The following is a 21,807-nucleotide window of genomic DNA, read 5'->3' on the forward strand; positions in this document are numbered from 1 at the left end:
GAACGCCGCCGAACCCCGGTCGTCCACAGCCCGTGGCCGATCCCGGCCACAACGGGCCGTCCGTCCACAGGCATGCCATCGGCGGATCGGCACGCGCGGTGCGCCGGAGGTCACCCCAAGGGGTATTTGGGGGTGGTCGCGCCGTTCCTCTCCACGGAGGTCCACTTCCGCTTCTGCGGGTCCCACATCAGGACCTCGCCGTCCGAGGTGCCCGCGAACACGGGCGCGGGCTCGGGCGCGGCGGTGATCGTCACGATGCGGGCCGCCGCCTTGGGCGTGTCGGACCTGCTGCCCCGGGTGACCGACCAGGTGGCCAGCTCGCGGTCGGACGCGCTCTGCGTGAGCACCAGCAGCGTGCCGGCGTCCCGCCAGGCGATGTCGAGGATCTCCTGTCCCTCGTCGGTGGGCACGAGCGGGCGCACGTTCTTGATCTCCGGCCGCGACCTGTCGATCGACCCGACCAGCACGCGGTCGCCGCCCCCGTCGTCGGCGATGACGGCGACGCGGGCGCCGTCGCGCGAGACGCGGAACGCCTTGACGTCGGAGGACTCCAGGGCAGGGGCGGGCACGCGTTCCGCGCCGGTCGCGTCGCGCGCCCTGAGCACCTGCGATCTGCGCGGCCCCAGCTTGGCCACCGACCAGAGCTGGTCGTAGCGGTCCCAGGAGGGCGCGGTGAGCCCGGCCGCCTGCATCCAGCGCTGCCAGGGGCTGCCGGGCGCCTCTCCGGGGACCCAGACCGCGCCCGTCTTGTCCAGCAACGCCAGCGTCGACAGGCCCTTGCCCACGGCCAGGGCGGTGAACTGCCGCGCGGGCTCGGCGCCCCGGTCGAGCGGCTGGTCGTTGTCCTTGTCGACCAGGTACGGCTTGCCCTGGCGCAGGAAGAGCGCGTCGGACGAGGCGGTCACGACGTTGGGGTCGAAGCTCGCGTAGGCGCGCGGGTCGATGACGAACGGCCCGCCGGGGAACTGCTCCCCGTTGACCCTGACCTCGATGGACCGCGATTCGGTGAGCGGCTTCAGCGTCCAGGAGAGCTGGGCGGACAGGGCCATCCTCTGCGAGGTGACCCGCGCGGAGTCGACGATGCCGTAGGTGAAGTCCACCACGACGGTGTCGTCCTCGACGGTGACGTCGTTGACGTCCACGTCGTGGCCGAACGCCGGGACGACGGCGTCGCGGATCGGGGTGGTCGGCCCGAGGAGCATGCGCTGCACCAGCGACTTGGCGAGCCCCTGCTCGGGGTCGATGGGCACCTGCACCTGGTCGGTGACCAGAACCTTCTGGTCGAAGGCCGGGAAGTACAGATCGTAGGCGCGGTAGGCGCGCTTGAAGTCGTCGTCGGACAGCAGCAGCCCGGGGGGCGCCGCCGAGATGCGCCACTGGCCGCCGACCTTGGTCAGCTTGAACTCCTCGGTCAGCTCGCCGCCCGAGGAGGCGTCGGTGGGCACGTAGTGGCCGTCTGCGTCGAGGGCGCCGAGCTTGAGCGCCTTCATCGTGATGTGGGCCTGCGTCTCCTCGACGACCTGGCCGGGGGACTTCGGCTGGCCGTAGATCACCACCGCGTCGGTGGGGTCCCACGTGCGGCGGGCCTCTTCGGTGAGGTACTGCCGGGCCACGGTGCGCTGAGGGTCGTCGAAGCCGGCCGCGGCGGCCAGGAAGCCGTTGACGATGTCGATCGGCTCGCCGTTCGGCTTCGGCGGCGCCGCGAGGATGCGCACGTACGGCTGGCTGAGCGGGTCCTTGGCGGCCGGGCCGCGCGCCGTGAAGGGGTTGCCGCCGGTGGGCACGGTCGAGCACGCCGAGAGGAACGCGAGGGCCGCGGCCAGCGACGCGCCGAACGTGAGCCGTACGGGCCTGGAGGGGCCCGTACGGCGGGGCGGCCTGACCCGCCTGGCCGGCCGCGACGGGCTAGTCGGCATCGAAGGCCCCCTCGACGGCGGGCGAGAGCACCGGCGTGGCGTGGCCCCGCCAGGTGCGCCGCATCTCGACCTCCGGCGGCACCAGCGGCAGCGGCGAGCCGCGCAGCTCGGACCCTGCCTGCCGGGGCAGCGACAGGCGGAACTGCGACCCCTCCCCCGGCATGCCCCACGCCTGCAGCCACCCGCCGTGCAGCATGGCGTCCTCGCGGGAGATCGCCAGGCCGAGCCCGGTGCCGCCGATCGTGCGGGCCCGGGACGGGTCGGCGCGCCAGAAGCGGTCGAAGACCATGTTCTCCTCCCCGGGCTTGAGCCCCACCCCGTGGTCGCGCACCGCCACCGCCACCGCGTCGCGGTCGGCGCCGAGGGCGACCACGATGTCGCGGCCCTCGCCGTGCTCGATGGCGTTGAACAGCAGGTTGCGCAGGATGCGCTCGACCCGGCGGCTGTCGACCTCGGCCATGCAGGGCTCGCCGGGCAGCCGCAGGTCCAGCCGGGTGGACCTGCGCTCGGCCAGCGGCTGGGAATCGCCGACGGCGCGCAGCACCACGTCGCGCATGTCCACCGAGTCGATGTCGAGCGTGGCCGCGCCGGCGTCGTAGCGGCTGATCTCCAGAAGGTCGGCGAGCATCGACTCGAAGCGCTCGAGCTGGTTCTGCATCAGCTCGGCGGCGCGCGCGGTGGCGGGGTCGAAGTCCTCACGGCTCTCGTACAGCAGGTCGGCCGCCATGCGGACGGTGGTCAGCGGGGTGCGCAGCTCGTGGGAGACGTCGGAGACGAACTGCCGCTGCACCTGGGACAGCTCTTCGAGCTGGTGGATCTTCAGGGCGAGGTTGGAGGCCATCTCGTTGAAGGACGTGGCCAGGCGGGCCAGGTCGTCCTCGCCGCGCACCTTCAGCCGTTCCTCCAGCCGTCCCGCGGCGAGGCGCTCGGCCGCCTGGCGGGTGAGCCGGACCGGCGTGACGACCTGGCGGGTCACCAGGGAGGCCACGGCGGCGAGCAGCAGCACCAGCGCCACGCCGACCACGACCAGCCACTGCTGGACGGCGGACAACGTCTTGACGTCGTCCTCCAGCGGGAAGAAGTGGTAGACCTCGTAGTCGCCGACGAGCGCGCCGATGGCCAGCGCGGGGATCGGCTGCGGCCTGCCGACGTAGTACATCGGGGTGTAGAGCGCGCGGGGCTCGTCCTTGTTCTGCAGCACGGCGTCGCGCAGTTTCCACGTGACGCTCTTGGGGTCCAGGTTGTCGGTGACGCGGTCGCTGCCGACCAGGTCGGCGTTGAGGATCACGACGCTGTAGCGCGAGTCCGCCCGCTGGGCCATGGCGTAGGCCGCCTGGTCGACCGGGTTGGCGAAGGCGGTGTCGGGACCGCCGTCGCGGGCGGGCGCGTCCGGGGGCGTGGCGGCGGACGGCTGCTCCAGGTATCCGCCCAAGGTGGTCACGTTGGCCCGCGCCTCGGAGGTCGCCGAGTCGACCCGGCCCCGCAGCACGGCCGTGTCGATCATCTGCATGAGGAAGAAGCCGAGCACCGCGACCACGGTCATGGAGATGAAGAGGGTGCTGGTGACGACCCTGAGCTGCAGCGAGCGGCGCCAGACCCGGCGCACCCGCCCGGCCGCGCGCCGCGCGCGCCTGCGGACGCCGCGCACGATCTGGCGCGGCGTCCTGCGGGTCTTCTTCTTCGGCTTCGGGCGGGCGGGGCCCGTGCGGCCGGGAAGGGGCGCGGTGGCCATGGAAGGCGTGGAGGTCACGGCGCGGCCGCGCCGGCTACGCCGGCCCGGCCTTGTAGCCGACGCCGCGGACGGTGACCACGATCTCGGGGTGCTCGGGGTCCTTCTCGATCTTGGCCCGCAGGCGCTGGACGTGCACGTTGACCAGCCGCGTGTCCGCGGCGTGGCGGTAGCCCCAGACCTGCTCGAGCAGGACCTCGCGGGTGAAGACCTGGCGCGGCTTGCGGGCGAGCGCGACCAGCAGGTCGAACTCCAGCGGCGTGAGGTTGACCGTGTCCTCCTCGCGCTTGACCGAGTGACCGGCGACGTCGATGGTGATGTCGCCGATCTGCAGCACCTCGGGGGTCGGCTCGTCGGTGCGGCGCAGCCGCGCCCGCACCCGGGCGACGAGCTCCTTCGGCTTGAAGGGCTTGACGATGTAGTCGTCCGCGCCGGACTCCAGCCCCAGCACGACGTCGATCGTGTCGCTCTTGGCCGTCAGCATCACGATGGGCACGCCGGACTCGGCGCGGATGCGGCGGCAGACGTCGATGCCGTCGGCACCGGGAAGCATCAGGTCGAGAAGAACCAGGTCCGGCCGGGTGTCACGGAACGCGTCCAGCGCCTTGTCGCCATCGGACACGAACGACGGCTCGAAGCCCTCCCCCCGAAGGACAATGCCGAGCATCTCGGCGAGAGCGGCGTCGTCGTCGACGACCAGCACGCGTCCTTTCATGGCCCCTCATTCGTTCTGCACAGGTTCGAGAAGGTTGCGGCGAAAGCGGTTAGACCGACCGAAGGTTACCCGTGCGTCAGCACCGGGCGATAAACGGTCGAACATTGGCGTCACCAAAGGCTGAATTTTAGGCGCACGTTACACAACCCGCCAATGATCTGGCTCGATGAGCTTGCCATGTGGCGTGGCGCGGGAGTGCGGCCCCCTCCCCCAAGTGTGCGTCAAGTGGGTCGTATTCGGCCATCCCCTGACGTGATCACTACGGTCAGAACCCCGAAGAGCCGCGCGACATGCCAGGATTGGGATATGTCAGACGGTCACGGCTCCGCGTCCAGCACCCCTGGAGGCTGGGCGCAGAACCAGCCTCCGCCGTACTCCGGTCAGGCCGGCGCGCCGTGGACGTCACCCGGCGACGCGCCCCCCGCCGACCAGGCAGGGCAGGGCCAGGTTCCCCCAGGTCAGAACGCCCCTCCCCAGGACGGCCAGGCGTACGCGCCGGGGCAGCAGGGGCCGTACGGGTACGGGCAACAGGACGGCGGGCAGGCGTACGGCCGGCAGCACGGCGGGCAGGCGTACGGGCAGGACGCGTACGGGCAGCAGTACGGCCGGCAACAGTACGGATACTCGGCGTACGGGCAGGGGGGCCAGGCGCCACCCCCGGCCGCGCCGCGCCCCGGCATCATCCCGCTGCGTCCCCTGGGCGTCGGCGACATCCTGGACGGCACGATCAAGCTGATCCGGTCGAACCCGAAGGCCACGCTCGGCCTGTCGGCCATCGCCGCGGCCGTCGGCACGCTTCCCCTGGCGATCGGCCAGGCGATCTACTTCAACGCGCTCGGCGGCATGCTCGCCGACCCGTCGTCGCTCACGTACGACACCGAGGCGCCGGTCGGCGGCGCGATCGCCCAGTTGGGCGGCGGCGCGCTCTCGTACATCATGCAGTTCTTCCTGGTCACGATGCTGACCGGCGTGCTCACGCGCATCCTCGGCCGCGCGGTCTTCGGCGGGCGCATCACCATCGGCGAGGCCTGGCGGCTGACCCGCCCGAGGCTGCCGGCGCTGCTCGGCCTCGCCGTTCTGACCGCGCTGATCGTGCTGGCCCCGCTGGCGCTCATCGTCCTGCTGCTGGTGGCGCTCGCGGCGATCGGCACGACCCTGGCGGGCGTCGCGTCCGCCGCGTTGCTCCTCGGTCTCGGCTACCTGGTCTACGCGCTGATCATGACCACGCGCCTCGCGCTGGCCCCGGCCGCGGTGGTGCTGGAGGGCCGCGGCGTCTTCGAGGCGCTCCGGCGGTCCTGGGGCCTGGTCGGCGGCGCCTTCTGGCGCACGCTCGGCATCCTGGTCCTCACCATGATCCTGACCGCGCTGATCGGCGGCATCCTGTCGGTGCCCGTGAACGTGCTGACCATGCTGGTCACCTTCACCGGCCGCGACGGCCTGATCGCCACGGTGCTCACGACGATCCTGCTCGTCATCGGCGGCATCCTCACCTCGATGATCACCTACCCGCTGCAGGCGGGCGTCAACGGCCTGCTCTACACCGACAGGCGGATGCGCGCCGAGGCGTTCGACCTCGTGCTGCGCACCGCGGCGGCGGAGCAGTACCGCCAGGGGTGGGTGTCCTCGGCCGCCGACGACCTGTGGCACCCTTCCCACGCGGCGGGCCACGCGGGCGGGTACCATCCGCAGGACCCCCGCCATCATCCCTACGCCCCGGGCGGCCCCGGAGGGCTGTGACCATCTCCACGACCATCTCCGTGACCATCTCCGCGAGCCTCCTCGCGACCGCCTCCTCGGCGATCTTCGGCGACATCGGCCGCGACGAGGCGCGCCGCCGGGCGTTCGAAGAGCTCGTGAGGCCCGAGTACCAGCAGGAATCGCTGCTGGAGCGCCTGGTCAGGATCGTGCGGGAGTTCTTCGGCGGCCTGCTCGACCAGGCGCCGGGCGGCGTGCCCGGCGGCCTCCTGGCGCTCGCCGTCATCGTCGTGCTCATCGCCGCGCTGATCGGCCTGATCGCCTGGCAGGCGCGGAAGGCCACGGGCGGCAGGCGCGCGGCCGAGGGCCTGTTCGGGACGCGCGAGCGCACCGCCGACGAGCACCGGCAGGAGGCCGGACGGCTGGCCGGGGAGTCCCGCTGGGCGGAGGCCATCCGCGAGCGGTTGCGCGCCATCGCCCGCGACCTGGAGCACCGGGCCATCGTCGCGCCGCAGCCGGGCCGCACGGCCGACGAGCTGGCGGAGGCCGCGGGCGCGGAGCTGCCCGCGTTCGCGGGACGGCTGGCCGGGGCCGCGCGGCTGTTCGACGACGTCACCTACGGGCAGCGCCCTGGATCGCCGGAGGACTACGGGACGATGACGGCCCTGGACGAGGACCTGCGCGCCGCCAGGCCCGCCGCGCTCGCGGGGCGGGCGCACGCCGCCCCGCCCGGGACGGCCGCCCCATGACCGTGACCTCTTGCCCGCCCCCGGCCACGGGCGGCTCCGCCGCGGAACCCATGAACGACTCCGCCGCGGCGTCCGTGAGCGGCTCCGCCGCAGCATCCATGAGCGGCTCCGCCGCAGCGCCCCAGAGCGGCTCCGCCGCGGTGTCCCCCACGGCGCGGGGCCTGTGGCGCGGCGCGCGGGGCGCGGTGGCGCTCGGCGTGATCGTGATCGCCGTCGCCGTGGTGACCGCGCTGGTCGTGGGCGGCTCCGGCGAGAGCGGGCGGCTCGACCCCACCGACACCACGCTCTCGGGCGGCAAGGCGCTCGCCCGGCTCCTGGCCGGCCAGGGCGTCCGCGTCGAGCGGGTCTCCACCGTCGAGGAGGTCGAGCGCCTCGACGGGACGGAGAGCCAGATCCTGATCTCCGGCACCTGGTGGCTCACCTCCGACGAGCACCGGCGGCTCGCCAGGACGCGCGCCGACCGCCTGGTCGTCGGGGCCGACCCGGCGCTGGTCACCCTGGCCCCGGGCCTGGAGGCCGCCGGCGAGGCGTCGCTCCGTTCGCGGGAACCGGGCTGCGAGCTGCCCGCCGCCGTCCGCGCGGGCAGCGCCCACATGGGCGGCGCGACGTTCCGCACCCCGCCCGAGGGCGCCGTCGGCTGCTACCCCGGCGAGGACGGGGCGAGCCTGGTGCGCGTGTTCGGCACCGGGGCTCCGACGGTGACCGTGGTCGGCGACGGCGCGTTCATGACCAACCAGCGGCTCGCCGAGGACGGCAACGCCGCGCTCGCGGTCAACCTGGCGGGGGCCAAGCCGGTGCTGATCTGGCTGGTCCCCGGCGGCAGGCCCGCGTCCGCCCCCGGCTCCGGGGACGTCTCTCCCGGCGACCTGATCCCCGCCGGGGTGGTCTGGGCGCTGGTCCAGCTCCTCGTCGCGGTGCTGGTCGTGGCGCTGTGGCGGGGCCGCAGGCTCGGGCCGGTGGTGGTCGAGCGGCTGCCCGTGGTGGTGCGCGCCGCCGAGACCGTGGAGGGGCGGGGCCGGCTGTACCGGGCCCGCCGCGCGCGCGACCGCGCCGCCGCCACGCTGCGGGCGGCCTGCGCGGCGCGCCTGACGCCGAGGCTGGGGCTGACCGGGGACGCCACCCCGGATGAGATCGTCGCCGCGACCGCCCTGAAGTCGGGGCAGGACGCGGTCTGGGTCCGTTCGGTCATGTACGGGCCGGCGCCGGCCGACGACGCCGCGCTGGTCGCCCTGGCGGGCCACCTCGACACCTTGGAAAGGCAGGTACGAGAGTCGTGACCACACCTCCGCCCGGAGGCCCACCCAGCGCTTCGCCCGACCGGCCCCCCACGCCCGTCTCGCCGGGGCAGCGGCCCCCGGAGGGTCCCGGTGGGCCTCCCGCGCCTGCGCCGTCCGCCCCGGCCCCGCCACCGTCCGCCGTCCAGCCGCACCTCCAGGCGCCCGCGCAGCCGCCCGCGCCCGTCCGGCCGCACGGCGCCCCGCCCGTGGGACCCGGCGACGGCGACCCGGCGAGGGACGCGCTCGGAGCGCTGCGCGCCGAGGTCGCCAAGGCCGTCGTCGGGCAGGACGCCGTGGTGACCGGCCTGGTCATCGCCCTGCTGTGCCGGGGGCACGTGCTGCTGGAAGGCGTGCCGGGCGTGGCCAAGACCCTGCTCGTGCGCACGCTCGCCGCCACCCTGGCCCTGGACTTCAAGCGCGTGCAGTTCACGCCCGACCTGATGCCCGGCGACGTCACCGGGTCGCTGGTGTACGACGCCAAGACGGCCGAGTTCGCCTTCCGCGCGGGCCCGATCTTCGCCAACCTGCTGCTGGCCGACGAGATCAACCGCACCCCTCCGAAGACGCAGGCCGCGCTGCTGGAGGCCATGGAGGAACGCCAGGTCAGCGTGGACGGCTCGCCCGTCAAGCTGCCCGACCCGTTCGTGGTGATCGCCACGCAGAACCCGATCGAGTACGAGGGCACCTACCAGCTTCCCGAGGCCCAGCTCGACCGGTTCCTGCTCAAGCTGACGGTCCCGCTGCCGCCGCGCGACCAGGAGATCGCGGTGCTGGAACGCCACGCGCTCGGCTTCGACCCCAAGGACCTCTCGCACATCAGGCAGGTCGCCTCCGGCGCGGACCTGGCGGCGGGCCGTGCGCGGGTCGCCAAGCTGCACGTCGCGCCCGAGGTGCTCGCCTACGTCGTCGACCTGGCCCGGGCGACCCGCATGTCGCCCTCGCTGCAGCTCGGGGTCTCCCCGCGCGGCGCGACCGCCCTGCTCGCGGCGGCCCGCGCCTGGGCCTGGCTGTCGGGGCGCGACTACGTCACCCCCGACGACGTCAAGGCGCTCGCCAAGCCGGCGCTGCGGCACCGCGTGCAGCTCCGTCCCGAGGCCGAGCTGGAGGGGGCCACCTCCGACGGCCTGCTGGACGGCGTCCTGGCCTCGGTCCCGGTACCCCGCTGATGGCGCTGACCGGCCGCGCCGGGCTGATCGCCGCGCTCGGCGCGATCGCCGTGTACTTCGCGCCGCGGCCGGAGTACACGGTGCTCGGCCTCCTGCTGCTGCTCGCCGCGCTGGTCGTGGTGGACCTGCTGTTCGCGGGCGGCGTGCGCCCGCTGCGCTTCCGGCGCGGCGGGGAGCGGCTCGTGCGCCTCGGCGAGTCCGTGGCCGTCGAACTGGTCGTGGAGAACCCCGGACGCCGCCGCGTGCGGGGCACGCTGCGGGACGCCTGGCCGCCGTCCGCGGGCGCGCACCCCCGCCACCTGCGCGTGGACGTCCCGGCGGGCGAGCGCCGCCGCCTGGTCACGACGCTCACCCCGTCGCGGCGCGGCGACCGCGAGGCCGTCAAGGTGACCGTGCGCTCGCTCGGCCCGCTCGGCCTGGCCGCGCGCCAGGGCTCCCACGTGGTGCCCTGGAAGGTGCGCGTGCTGCCGCCGTTCCTCAGCCGCAAGCATCTGCCCGCCAAGCTGGCGAAGCTGCGCGAGCTGGAAGGGACGCACCCGGCGCTGGTGCGCGGGCAGGGCACCGAGTTCGACTCCCTGCGCGAGTACGTGGTCGGGGACGACGTGCGGTCGATCGACTGGCGGGCCACGGCGCGGCGGTCGGACGTCGTCGTGCGGACCTGGCGTCCGGAGCGGGACCGGCGCGTCCTGATCGTGCTGGACACCGGCCGCACCTCCGCCGGCCGCGTCGGCGTCTCTCCCCTGGCCACCCCCACCCCACCCGCCACCCCCGCCCACGGCGCCGGGCGCGGCGCCGCCGGGTGGCCGCGGCTGGACTGGTCGATGGACGCCGCCCTGCTGCTGGCCGCGCTCGCCGCCCGCGCGGGCGACCGCGTCGACTTCCTCGCCCACGACCGGGCCGCCCGCGCCTGGACCTCGGGCGCCTCGCGGACCGGCTCGCTGTCGGCGCTGGTCAACGTGATGGCCCCGCTCGAACCCGAGCTGGTCGAGGCCGACTCCGAGCGCATGGTCGCGACGATCATGGCGAGGGCCGGGCGGCGCTGCCTGGTCGTGCTGATGACCGACCTCAACCCCGCCGCCATGGAGCAGGGCCTGCTGCCGGTCCTGCCGCGGCTCGCCGCGCGCCACCTCGTGCTGGTCGCCGCCGTGGCCGACCCGCGGGTGGCGGAGATGGCCGCGGGCCGCGGCACGCCCGAGCTGGTCTACGACGCGGCGGCGGCCGAGCACCTGCGCGGCGAGCGCGCCCGCCTCACGGCCCGCCTGCGCCGCCACGGCTGCGAGGTCGTGGACGCCACCCCCGACACCCTCGCCCCGGCCCTCGCCGACGCCTACCTCGCCCTCAAGGCCGCCGGTCGTCTGTGACCCCGGCGGCGTCCGGGCCCGCCTCCGGCCCCGGTGGCCGCGTGGTGGTCAGGCGGGGCAGACGTCGGCGTAGTCGATCTCCGGGACGTCTCTTCGCCAGGCCTCGGGGTCGGGCCGGCCCTGCGCACGCGCGCAGATCCGCGCCGCCACGCGGTCACCGTCGAGGTCGTGCGTCCTGAGCACGCCCTCCGGGGTCGCGCTGAGCAGGGTACGGCCGTCGGCGCCGAAGGCGATGGTCATCTCCGGCACCACGAACAAGGTGGGCGCGTCGGGCTCGTCTCCCATCGAGCCGGCGCCGAGCGACGTGCGCCCGTCGAAGACGAGGCCGAGTGGCTGCCGCGTCCGCGTGTCCCACAGCCTGATGCCGTTGCCGTCGCCGTACGAGGCGATGGTGCGCCCGTCGGGCGACCAGATCGGCGAGATGACGCTGTCCAGCTTGGGAAAGGGGCGGCCCAGCGTCCGCCGGAAGCCGGCGTCCCAGATCGAGAGCCGTCCCAGGTTCCCGACGGCCACCTGCCGCCCGTCAGGGCTGAACGAGTACTCCCCTGTGGCGATGCTCCCCGACCCGCCCGGACGCCGGACCGGCACGAGCGTGCGCGGATCCACGAGCGTGAACTCTCGGTCGACGCCGGCCACGAGCAGCCCTCCGTCCGGACGGTACGTCATGGGCGCGGACCCGACGACGCCCCGCGCGACCCGGAAGGTCCCGGTGCGCAGGTCGCGCAGCGTCAGCGGAGGAGGAGGCGTGAAGGGGCCGGCGGCGTCGAGGGCGACGGCGAGGACGGCGCCGTCCGGGCTGAAGGCCATGGCTCGGACGGCGGCGCCGTCGGCGCCGGAGACCTCGAACGCGGAGGTCACGTTCCCCCCGGACACCTCGACGATCGTCACGCGGGGCAGGCCGACGCGCTCGATGCCGGAACGGCCGAGGGGAGGCGCCTCCCCGATGGCCAACCTGCCGCCGTCGGTGCTGAACGCCAGGACGGGCTTCTCTCCGGCTCCGCTCTCGAGGGTCACCGGACCGGCGATCCACCGCCTCCGGCGTACGTCCCACAGCCGCACCGCTCCGGCCCCGTACAGCGCGAGCACACGGCCGCCCGGCGCGAGGAGGGACTGGGCGTCGGGAATACCCGGCAGCAGGGGTCTGTCGAACAGGTCCGCGACGTCCAGCGTGGTCACCGTGCCCGTCTCCGAGAGCAGGACACGCAGGGAACGGTCGGCCTCGTCGTACCGGAGCTTCTTGATGGCGCCGCCGAGATCACGCTCGATGGCCATGCGACCGTCCTCGACGCTCAGCACGCGCAGTCCCGAGGCCGTCGTCGCGGCGACGAACCGGTCGTGATGGAAGAAGGTGACCGACTCCCCGACCGGCCCCGTGCCGTCTCCGGTGAGCGGCGTGCCGGACGGCATGCGTTTCAGCGCCAGGCTCACGCCCGCCCCCTCCGACCCGCTGACCTCGTGGGTGACCGCCAGCGCCCTGCCGTCCTCGCTGAAGCGGACGCTCCCCACGGCGCGCTTCTGCGGCATCCAGTCCGCCGGGACGCGGCGGCCGGATCGCAGGTCCCACAGCTCGGCCCGTCCCGACCCCGTGGAATGCACCACCCCAAGGGACCCGTCGGGGCTGACGGCGTCCACCTGAGCGCCGGACCTGACCGTGATCTTCCGCCGCGTGGCGACGTCCCACCACCGGCCCCGGCCCAGGCCGTCGGCCGCGGGCACGGCGAGCCGGCGCCCGCCGGCGTCGAACCTCAGTTGTTCGTAGGCGGTGGGCGGCGCGCCGGGACCGAAGACCCCGCCCGCCGGGCTGCCCGTGGTCACGTCCCACAGCCGTACTCCCTGCCGGTCCTGGACGGCGAGGATCCTGCCGTCCGGCGACAACGCCGCGTTCGTCGCCTCCGGCGCGACCCCCCGGAACCGGCGGATCTGGCGGTGGCCCCGCACATCCCAGATGGTGACCTCGCCGGAGTGGACGGCGGCGAGGGTGCGGCCCGAAACGCCGAGGGCGTACGCGGTGGAGGCGGTGACGTCGGGGTCGGTGAAGGAGTCGGTGGCGAACTGGGACAGTGAGTCGTAGAGGGCGCCGCGGGACTGCGGCAGAGAGGGGGCCAGGCGCCAGGCGGCCACGCTCATGCGCATCGCCAGCCGCGGGTCGCTCCGGCGCAGGTCGGCGGCGCGCAGGGTGAGCGCGCGGGCGGCGGCGGCGTCGCGTTCGCGTGCGACGGCCCGGCTCTGCTGGACGGCCAGCCCCCCTCCCGCGACGGCGAGCACCAGCAGGACGCCGAGGGCCGCGGCGAGCAGGCCGCGGCGGCGCGAGGTGCGCCGGGCGAGCGTGGTGGCCGCGTCCAGGAAATCGCGCTCCAGCGGAAGGAGCACGATGTTGCGCCGTTCGGCCGCGGCCCAGCGCAGGGCGCGGTCGAGCCCGGAGCCGTGCAGCAGGTCGCCCGGCCTGCGCCCGTCGCGGTCCCAGACGCGCGCGGCCTCGGTGAGCCGCCGGTTGACGGCCAGGCCCGCGCGGTCCTCGCCCATCCACTCGCGTAATCGGGGCCACGCCTGGACGAGCGCGGGGTGGGCCAGGGTGAACGCCGTGCCGGTGTCGACGACCAGGCCCGCCGCGCCGTACACCGTCAGCAGCGAGGCCACCGGGCCCTCGCCGGGGAGTTCCTCGCGGGGCACGTGCCTGACGGTCTCCGCGCCGTCCTCGGCCACGCCGATCATGCGCAGGAACACCTCGGGCGCGACGGCGCGCTCGCTCTCGGACAGTTCCCGGTACAGCTCCTCGGCGATCGTCCCGAGGTCCGGCTCCGGGGCGGGCGCGGCCTCCGGCGGGCGCACGCCGGCCGCGGCGCTGCCGCCGTACGCCAGCGGATCGCCGTCCGCCGGGTCCCGCCCCGGCCCCTTCAGCCCGCCCAGCAGGCCGAGGAGGAGGTCGCGCGCGGAGGGCCGGTCCGCCGGGTCCTGCGCGAGGGCGCGGGCGACCAGGCCGGCGAGCGGCTCGGCCAGGCCGCCGACGTCGGGGCGCAGTGCGAGCACCCGCGTCACGACCGCGAGCGGCTCGCGGTCGGGGATCAGGTCGTGCCCGGTGGCCGCGAACATCACGGTCAGCCCCCACGCCCAGACGTCGGCGGCGGGCGAGGCGGGCCGTCCCGCGAACAGCTCGGGGGCCATGTAGTTCGGCGTGCCCATCATCGGCCCGGTCGTGGTGGCCGGGACCTCCAGCCGCCTGGCCACGCCGAAGTCGATGACGCGGGGCCCGTCGGGGCCGAGGATGATGTTGCCGGGCTTGAGGTCGCGGTGGACGATGCCGACCTCGTGCACGGCCGCCAGCGCGGTGGCGACGCCGATGGCGAGCCTGAGCAGCAGGTCTCCCTCGTAGCGGCCGGACTCCTCGATCACCTGGCGCAGGTTCGGCCCGGGGACGTACTCGCTGACGATGAACGCCTCGGGCACGTCGGTCCTGGCCTCGATCACGCGGGCGGTGCAGAAGGACGCCACCCGCCGCGCCGCCGCCGCCTCCTTGGCGAGCCTGGCCCGCGAGGCGGGGTCGTCCAGCCGGGGCACCTTGACGGCCACGCGCTCGCCGCCCTCGCCGTACGCCTCGTACACGACCCCCTGGCCGCCGGCGCCGAGCCGTCCCGCCAGCCAGTAGCCGCCGAGCCGCTGGGGGTCGGAGGGGGTGAGCGGCGTGAGGGGCATCGAGAACCTCCGCGGTGATATCGGCATTTCCGGTTGTCGGGACCTCTGACGCACGCCAGCATGAGCCTGTCATGGAATTCCAGATCATGGGTGCGTTACGGGCGCGTGACGGCGAGCACGACCGTACTCCGACGGCCCCCAAGCACCGCGATCTTCTCGTCGTCTTCCTGCTGAACCCGCGCCGTCCGCTGACCGTCGCCCGCCTGCGGCGGCTGCTGTGGCCGCGCGAGGACGGGGAGCGGTCGGAGTCGCTGGTCCGCGGCTACGTGGGCGCGCTGCGCCGCCTGCTCGGCACCGACGTCATCACGACCGTGTCGGGCACCTACACGCTGGCCGTCGAGGACGACCGGATCGACGCGCACCGGTTCCGGCGCCTGGTCGAGGAGGGCCTGGACGCGGCCGCCGCGCGGGAGGAACGCGCCCGCGCGCTGCTGGGCGAGGCGCTCGGCCTGTGGCAGGGGCGGGCCCTGGAGGACGTCGACCCCGACGGGCACCGGTGGGTGGAGACCGCCGCGCTGCGCGAGGAGTTGGAGGAGCTGCGCCTGCTGGCCGTCGAGCGGCGCGTCGATCTCGACCTGGCGGCCGGGCTGCATCGGGGCCTCATCGCCGACCTGCGCAGGCTCACTCGGGAGCATCCGCTGTGGCAGCGCTTCCACGGCCAGTACATGCTCGCCCTGTACCGGGGCGGGCGCCGCGCGGAGGCGCTGGAGGCGTACGGACGGCTGCGCGACGCCCTCGACGAGGGGCACGCCATCGAACCCGACCCGGAGCTGCAGCTCCTCTACCACCGCATGCTGCACGACGACGTCTCCCTGCACGTCGCCGCGGGGCCGCCCGTGCTGCTCCCCCACGACGTCACCGGCTTCACCGGCCGCGAGGACCTGCTCGAACACCTGGACCGCCTCACCACCGGCCCCGCGCGGGTCGTCGTCCACGGGCAGGCCGGGGTGGGCAAGTCGGCGCTCGCCGTCCACGCCGCCTGGCGCGCGCGCCCCCGGTTCCCCGATGGAGTGTTCTACGCCGACCTGCGCGGCGACCACGGCCGGCCCGTCCATCCCGCCACGGTGCTCGAGGACCTGCTGCGGTGGCTGGGCTGCCCGGCCCAGGCCATGCCCGCCACCCTGGAACGGCGGGAGTGGCTGTTTCGCACCTACACCGCGAACCGGCGGCTGCTGCTGGTGCTGGACAACGCCGTCGACGAGGGCCAGGTGCGCCCCCTGCTGGCCGCGTGCCCGACCGTCGTGACCAGCCGCTCGCCGCTCGGCGGGCTCGTCGACGCGGTGCGCCTGACCGTGGACGTCCTGGACGACCGCGAGGCGCAGGACCTGCTCGCGGGGCTGATCGGGCCGCGCCGGGCGGGCGAGGAGGCGACGGCGACGCGCAGGCTCGGGCAGGTCTGCGGCGGCCTGCCGATCGCGCTCCGCATCGCGGGCTCGCGGCTGGCGGCGCGCCCGGCGTGGACGGTCGGCCACCTGGCCGGGCTCCTCGACGACGAGCACCGCAGGCTGGACCAGCTCCACTCCGGCGACCAGACCGTCCGCGGCGTGTACGCGGTGGGGTACGAAGGGCTGCCGGACAAGGCCCGGCGCATGCTGCGCGCGCTCGGCGCGCTGCCGTCGCCGGACTTCGCGCACTGGGTCACCGAGCTCTTCGGCGACGAGGCCGAGGCCCTGGTCGACGCGGGGCTGATGGAGACGCACGCCGTGGACGTCGCCGGTCAGGTGCGCTACCGGCTGCACGACCTCACCCGCCTGTACGCGCGGGAGCGGCTGGTCGCCGAGGGCGGCGGCCAGGACGCCGTGCGGCAGACGCTCACGGGGTTGATGAGCGTCGTCACGACGATGGTCCGCGCCTCGCGCTTCCCCCTGCTGTCGGGGGACGGCGCGGGCGCGCGGCACGCCACGACCGACATCAAGCAGTCGGTGAACTGGCTGCTCGCCGAGCGGGTGTTCCTGACCGCGCTCGTGGCGGAGCTGCACAAGGCCGGGCTGTGGGAGCACGCCTGGCGGCTCGCCCACCTGCTCACGCCGTTCCTGGAGCGGTACCGGTTCCTGGACTCCTGGCGGCTCGCCTGCGAGTCAGGGCTGAGCGCGGCGCGGCAGACGGCGGAGGTGCGCGCCGAGGCGCTCCTGCTGCGCGACCTGGGCGACCTGCACCGGGCGGAGCAGCGGTGGGATCCGGCGGCCGAGCGGCTGCGGCTCGCGCTCGGCATGTTCCTGCGCGTGGGCGACGCCAAGAACGCCGTCCACACCCGCCGCCGTCTCGGCCAGGTCCTGCTCGAACTCGACCGGCCCGAGGACGCCGAACGCAACCTCCTGACCTGCCTGGCCGCCTACACCTCCGAGGTCTCCCCGGCCCCCGCCGGCCCCGCTCCCCAGGGCGCCGCGCTCCACGACCCGCAGGAAGAGGCCGAGACCCGGCGGGCCCTCGGCGCCGTCCTCGGGCGTACGGGACGCCTGGACGAGGCGGCGGCGCACCTCGTGCGCGCGGTGTCCCTGCTGTCCTCGACCGGCGACCGGCACCGGCACGCCGACGCGCTGCTCGACCTGACCGCGGCGCGCCTGGCCCAAGGGTCGCCCGACGAGGCGCGGGCCCACGCCCAGCGGGCGAGGAGCATCGCCGTACGGCTCGGCGACCGCCTCCTCAACACCCGGGCCCTCATCGCCCTCGCGGAGGTCCTCCTCGCCGAGGGCGCCGGGGAGCAGGCCCGCGACCTCGCCTCGGAGGCCCTGGCCGCCCTGGAGACCGGCCCCGACCCGGCCGCCCGCGCCCGGGCGCTGCGGATCCTGGACCCGTCCCGCTCCTGACGGGCCACGCGCGGGCCGTTCTGCCTGCTTCGCGGCCGATTTCCGGTACAGGTACGGATGTCGCTACGGATATTCAGAACCCGGCCCGGCACCTAGCGTCACGGGCAAGCGCTGTCTCGTCACCCCCCACGATCCTCCGCACGCCGTCGGCCGCGACGTTCCTCCGCGGCGTGACCGCCGCCCGTGTGCCCGGCGGCGGGCGGTACGGAAAGGAACGCGCATGAGGCGCAGAGCCTTGTTCGCGGCGGCCGTCGGCCTGGCCGTCGTGACATCACTGACATCGGTGACCTCGGCCACGTCCGCCGCGGCGAAGCCACCACCCGGACCCGCCGCACGGGCCCTACCCGCCGACCCCCTCGGCCTGGCCACCCGGGCGGCGGACCAGGCCGCCGCCGCCCGGCTGGACCAGCTGCGCACGGGCGTGGACGAGGTCTGGCACCGCGCCAGGATCACGCCCGGCGCGGGCGGCCTCTACTTCGCCGCCTACGAGCGCACCTACAAGGGCCTGCCCGTGGTCGGCGGCGACGCGGTCGTGGTCGTGGACTCGGCCGGACGCGTCCGGGAGACCATCGCGGCCTCCGGGCCCACCACCGGCGTGCCCACCACGGCCACCGTGCCCGCGGCCAAGGCCCTGGCCACCGCCAGGACACGCCTGGACCGCGTGGACGACACCAGGTCCCCGCGCCTGGTCGTGTTCAACCCCGGTTCCGGGGCGCTATTGGCCTGGGAGGCGACGGTGGCGGGCATCGCCGCCGGCAAGCCCAGCATCCAGCACGTGTACGTGGACGCCCGCACCGGCGAGATCGCCGGCTCCCAGGACGAGGTCCACGCCGGCACCGGCACCGGCTACTACAACGGCCAGGTCACCATCGAGACGTCCGGCTCCGGCGCCACGTACCGGATGCTCGACCCCCTCCGCCCCGGCGTGCAGTGCGGCGGCCAGGACGGCGCCCCCTACGCAGGGCCCGACGACGACTGGGGCAACGGCCTCGGCACCAACCTGGAGACCGCCTGCGTGGACGTGCTGTACGGAGTGCAGCGCATGTACGACATGCTGCGCAACTGGCTCGGCTTCAACGGCTTCGACGGCGCGGGCCACGGCATCCCCGCACGGGTCGGGCTGAACGACATGAACGCCTACTGGAACGGCACCTATGCCAGCTTCGGCCACAACTCGACCAGGCAACGCCAGCTCACCGCGATGGACGTGGTGGCGCACGAGTACGGCCACGCGGTCTTCCACTTCACCCCCGGGAACACCGGCACGAGCCTGGAGGTCCCCGCCCTCAACGAGGGCACCGGCGACATCTTCGGAGCCCTGACCGAGCACTACGCCGCGAATGCCACCGACCCGCCGGACTACGTGGTGGGGGAACTCGACATTGATGGGGGCGGCCCGCTGGAGTACATGTACAACCCTTCGCTGACGGGCCACTACAGCTGCTACTCCTCCTCGATCGACTGGACCAAGGTGCACGAGGCCGGCGGTCCGCTGAGCCACTGGTTCTACCTGCTCGCCGAAGGCTCCGCCCCGGGCGGGGGCAAGCCCTCCAGCCCCCTCTGTTCCGGCGCACCCCCCAAGCTGACGGGTATCGGCATCCAGAAGGCCGGCAAGATCTTCATGGGGGCGCTGCAGCGGAAGACCTCCACCTGGCGCTACTACGACGTCCGCCGGGTCTCCATGGTCGCGGCCGTCCAGCTCTACGGCGCCGGCAGCCCCGAATGCGTCGCCACCCGGAACGCGTGGGCCGGGATCGGCGTCCCGCCCCAGTCCGGCGAGCCGCAGTGCACCTACGTACCGCCGGACTTCTCGCTGGCGCCGCTCCCGGCCTCCGGGTACGTCTACCCGGGCGGCTCGGTCAGCCTCACCATCGCCACGCAGACCGTCACGGCCCCGCCGCAGGCGGTCGCCCTGACCGCCTCCGGCCTGCCGAGCGGCATGACCGCGACGTTCACCCCCGCGTCCGTGACCTCGGGCGACTCCGCGTCGCTGACCATCGCCGCCTCCGCCGCCACGCCCGATGGCAACTACCTCGTGGCGATCAAGGGTACGGGGCCCGCCGCCACCCACACCGTGGCCTACGCCGTGGTGGTGTCGAGCACCTTAGGAGAGCGGACGTTCCGCAACGACACCGACTACCCGATCCCCGACAACGCGACGATCTCCAGCCCGCTCACCTCGACCGCCACCGGAAACGCCCTCTCGCAGGTCCAGGTGATCGTCACCATCGCCCATCCCTGCGCCTCGGACCTGGCGATCCGCCTGCGCGGCCCTGACGGTCCTCCCTACACGATCGTCACCAGCGGCACCGCCGCCTGTGCGCCGTTCGGCACCCGCGCGTACCTGGTCCCGGTCACCCAGCAGGCGGCCGGCACCTGGACCTTGGAGGTATCCGACGACTACCGCAAGGACACCGGCGTCCTGGACGGCTGGAAGATCACCGTCTGACGCGCGTCCCGAGGAGGCGGCCGTCCCCGTCCCCACGACGGGTTCCGCCGGCCCGATCACCGCGACGCGCCGGTTCGGCCAGGATGGGTGCATGCTGAAGAGGTTCCTGGCGCGGGCTTGGCGTGGCATGTCGGGGTCGGTGCAGTGGCGGGTGCTGTGGGTCCGGCACGCGAAGTTCATGGTCGGCGTGACCGGGGTCGTGCGGGACGGGGACGGCCGGGTGCTGCTGCTCAAGCACCGGTTCTGGCCCGAGGGACGGCAGTGGGGCCTGCCCAGCGGGTACGCGAACAAGGGTGAGACCTTCGAGGACACCTTCGCCCGCGAGGTGCGCGAGGAGACCGGCCTGGAGGTGCGGGTCCACCGGCTCAGGCATCTGAAGAGCGGCTTCCAGCTGCGGGTGGAGGTGGCGTTCGAGGCCGAGCCGGTCGGCGGCACGATGCGGCTGAACGCCCTGGAGATCCTCGACGGAGGCTGGTTCCACCCCGACGACCTCCCGGGCGAGCTCCAGCCGGAGCACCGCGCCCTGATCCACACCGGCCCGGGTGCAGGACGCCGTCCAGATATGTGAATGGAATTCACCATCTTGACCTGAATTCCCGGAAGGGGCTACTTTTCAGGTCAACCCGCGCGGTCACCCCCCACGCCCGCGTCCCGGAGCGTTCGACGGCGCCGCTCCGGCGGCCGGACCTTCCTCGAAGGACCTCCGTCACCATGCCCACGCACCGAAGGGCGGCCGTCCTCACGGCCGTCGCTCTCGCCGCCACCGCACTCCTCGCCACGAACGCCGCGATCCATGCCTCCGACGCGGCGGTCCTCCGATCCACCGGGACCCAAGCCGCCCCCGCCGCCCCGGTGGACGTCGTGAACCTGGCCTGCGGCAAGCCGATCACCGCCTCCGCCAACTCCGCCACGGCCGCCCGTGCCACCGACTGCGACGCGACCACGGCGTGGCAGTCGACGACCGTCAAGCCCGCCTGGCTCACGGTCGATCTCGGAGTCGCTCAGCGCGTCACCCGCATCGTGGTGAAGTGGGGCGCCGGGTACGGCACCTCCTACAAGTTCCGCCAGTCGGCCAACGGCTCGGTCTGGTCGACGTTCCAGGACGGCACCGGCCTCGACGGCGGCGCCGACGAGGTCGCGGTGGACGTCTACAGCCGTTACCTGCAGCTCTACCTGAGCAAGTACGCGGGGACCGGCGGCTTCACGGTCAACGAGCTGGAGCTGTACGGCCCGGCCACGCCGACGCCCACGCCCAGCCCCACCCCGACGCCCACGCCCACCCCGACCCCGACGGTCGTGGGCCGCACGGTGCGCGTCTCCACCGCGGCCGAGCTGAAGTCCGCCCTGGCCGGCGCCCGGCCCGGCGACACGATCGCGATGGCCGACGGCGTGTACCACGACGAGTTCGTGATCACGGCGTCCGGCACCCCCGGCGGCCGCATCACGCTCACCGGCTCACGTGACGCGATCATCGAGAACGACCTGACCGGCGGCGGGACCGGCGGCTGCCCGAGCGGGCACCTCGGCTACGGGCTGCACGTCAACGGGGCGAGCCACTGGAACCTGACCGGGTTCACCGTGCGCGACTCCAAGAAGGGCATCGTCATGGACGGCGCCAGGAACACGGTGATCGACGGCGTGTACGTCCACCACATCCAGGACGAGGGCGTGCACTTCCGCAAGGGCAGCGCGGACGGGGTGATCAGGAACTCCACCGTGACCGACACCGGCCTGGTGCAGCCCGGCTACGGCGAGGGCGTGTACATCGGCTCGGCCAACGGCAACTGGGCCTGCTTCGGCGGGCCGGACGGCGTCGACCGCAGCGACAACGTCCAGGTGCTGGACAACACCATCGGCCCGAACGTCACCGCCGAGGCCGTGGACGTCAAGGAGGGCACGAGCGGCGGCGTGATCCGCGGCAACCGCTTCGACGGCGCCGGGCAGAAGAACGTCAACTCCGGAGACAGCTGGCTGGACGTCAAGGGCGACGGCTACCTCGTCGAGTCCAACACCGGCGTGAACCCCTACACCGAGGGCGCGCGCGTCCAGACCGTCTACTCCCCCTACGGCTGCGGCAACGTCTTCCGCTCCAACACCTTCACCCTGGGCACGGCCACCGGTTACGCGATCTTCGTGAACAACCAGCCCGCGTGCGTGTCCAGGAACGCCCCGAACGTCGTCCACGCCTCCAACTTCTCCACCGGAGGCAGGGGCCTGACCAACATCCCCCTCACCCCCTGACGGGCGCCGCCC

General features: G+C 74.1%; 13 protein-coding genes. 9 read left to right on the top strand and 4 right to left on the bottom strand.

The genetic code is table 11. From position 1 onward, the window contains the following. Positions 1-110 precede the first annotated feature (110 nt). The 3 genes from BJ981_RS01655 to mtrA are packed head-to-tail and all read right to left on the bottom strand — an operon-like array spanning position 111 to position 4,360. Complete coding sequence (locus BJ981_RS01655; protein WP_184607978.1) at positions 111-1,916, bottom strand: LpqB family beta-propeller domain-containing protein; 1,806 nt, start codon at positions 1,914-1,916, stop codon at positions 111-113. Next, positions 1,906-3,648 (bottom strand): MtrAB system histidine kinase MtrB, encoded by a 1,743-nt coding sequence (mtrB, locus tag BJ981_RS01660; protein ID WP_184607979.1) that lies wholly within the window; start codon positions 3,646-3,648, stop codon positions 1,906-1,908. The genes BJ981_RS01655 and mtrB overlap by 11 nt, the downstream gene beginning before the upstream one ends. 34 nt (positions 3,649-3,682) lie before the next feature. Further along, positions 3,683-4,360, bottom strand: coding sequence for an MtrAB system response regulator MtrA (mtrA, locus tag BJ981_RS01665; RefSeq protein WP_184607980.1), 678 nt, complete (start codon positions 4,358-4,360; stop codon positions 3,683-3,685). 306 nt (positions 4,361-4,666) lie between these two features. Here mtrA and BJ981_RS01670 point away from each other — a divergent pair, with 306 nt between their 5' ends. The 5 genes from BJ981_RS01670 (at position 4,667) to BJ981_RS01690 (ending at position 10,608) form a co-directional block, all read left to right on the top strand. Beyond that, positions 4,667-6,097: a DUF7847 domain-containing protein gene (locus BJ981_RS01670; RefSeq protein WP_184607981.1), complete on the top strand. Its 1,431-nt coding sequence runs from the start codon at positions 4,667-4,669 to the stop codon at positions 6,095-6,097. Next, positions 6,094-6,804 (top strand): DUF4129 domain-containing protein, encoded by a 711-nt coding sequence (locus BJ981_RS38960; RefSeq protein WP_239139144.1) that lies wholly within the window; start codon positions 6,094-6,096, stop codon positions 6,802-6,804. Before BJ981_RS01670 ends, BJ981_RS38960 begins: the two co-directional genes overlap by 4 nt. A gap of 98 nt (positions 6,805-6,902) precedes the next feature. After that, the gene (locus tag BJ981_RS01680) at positions 6,903-8,081 is read left to right on the top strand and encodes a DUF4350 domain-containing protein (protein ID WP_260324603.1); all 1,179 of its coding nucleotides are present in this window, start codon (positions 6,903-6,905) and stop codon (positions 8,079-8,081) included. Between the two features lie 206 nt (positions 8,082-8,287). Next, complete coding sequence (locus BJ981_RS01685) at positions 8,288-9,247, top strand: AAA family ATPase (RefSeq protein WP_184607982.1); 960 nt, start codon at positions 8,288-8,290, stop codon at positions 9,245-9,247. Continuing rightward, on the top strand, positions 9,247-10,608 hold the full coding sequence (locus BJ981_RS01690) for a DUF58 domain-containing protein (protein WP_184607983.1): 1,362 nt from the start codon (positions 9,247-9,249) through the stop codon (positions 10,606-10,608). Before BJ981_RS01685 ends, BJ981_RS01690 begins: the two co-directional genes overlap by 1 nt. A 48-nt stretch (positions 10,609-10,656) precedes the next feature. Here BJ981_RS01690 and BJ981_RS01695 read toward each other — a convergent pair whose 3' ends face one another. Further along, positions 10,657-14,298, bottom strand: coding sequence for a WD40 repeat domain-containing serine/threonine protein kinase (locus tag BJ981_RS01695; RefSeq protein WP_184607984.1), 3,642 nt, complete (start codon positions 14,296-14,298; stop codon positions 10,657-10,659). Positions 14,299-14,369: 71 nt separating this feature from the next. Here BJ981_RS01695 and BJ981_RS01700 point away from each other — a divergent pair, with 71 nt between their 5' ends. The 4 genes from BJ981_RS01700 to BJ981_RS01715 all read left to right on the top strand — a co-directional run bounded on the left by BJ981_RS01700 (position 14,370) and on the right by BJ981_RS01715 (position 21,795). Further along, on the top strand, positions 14,370-17,105 hold the full coding sequence (locus tag BJ981_RS01700; RefSeq protein ID WP_184607985.1) for an AfsR/SARP family transcriptional regulator: 2,736 nt from the start codon (positions 14,370-14,372) through the stop codon (positions 17,103-17,105). 220 nt (positions 17,106-17,325) lie between these two features. Then, positions 17,326-19,554 carry a M4 family metallopeptidase gene (locus BJ981_RS01705; protein WP_184607986.1) on the top strand — a complete coding sequence of 743 codons (2,229 nt, stop codon included), beginning with the start codon at positions 17,326-17,328 and terminating at the stop codon, positions 19,552-19,554. A gap of 91 nt (positions 19,555-19,645) precedes the next feature. Beyond that, positions 19,646-20,122 (top strand): NUDIX domain-containing protein, encoded by a 477-nt coding sequence (locus BJ981_RS01710; protein ID WP_239139142.1) that lies wholly within the window; start codon positions 19,646-19,648, stop codon positions 20,120-20,122. Between the two features lie 143 nt (positions 20,123-20,265). Continuing rightward, positions 20,266-21,795 (top strand): discoidin domain-containing protein, encoded by a 1,530-nt coding sequence (locus tag BJ981_RS01715; protein WP_184607987.1) that lies wholly within the window; start codon positions 20,266-20,268, stop codon positions 21,793-21,795. Positions 21,796-21,807 lie beyond the last annotated feature (12 nt).

The sequence above is a fragment of the Sphaerisporangium krabiense genome, assembly GCF_014200435.1.
In the GTDB taxonomy this organism is placed as follows: domain Bacteria; phylum Actinomycetota; class Actinomycetes; order Streptosporangiales; family Streptosporangiaceae; genus Sphaerisporangium; species Sphaerisporangium krabiense.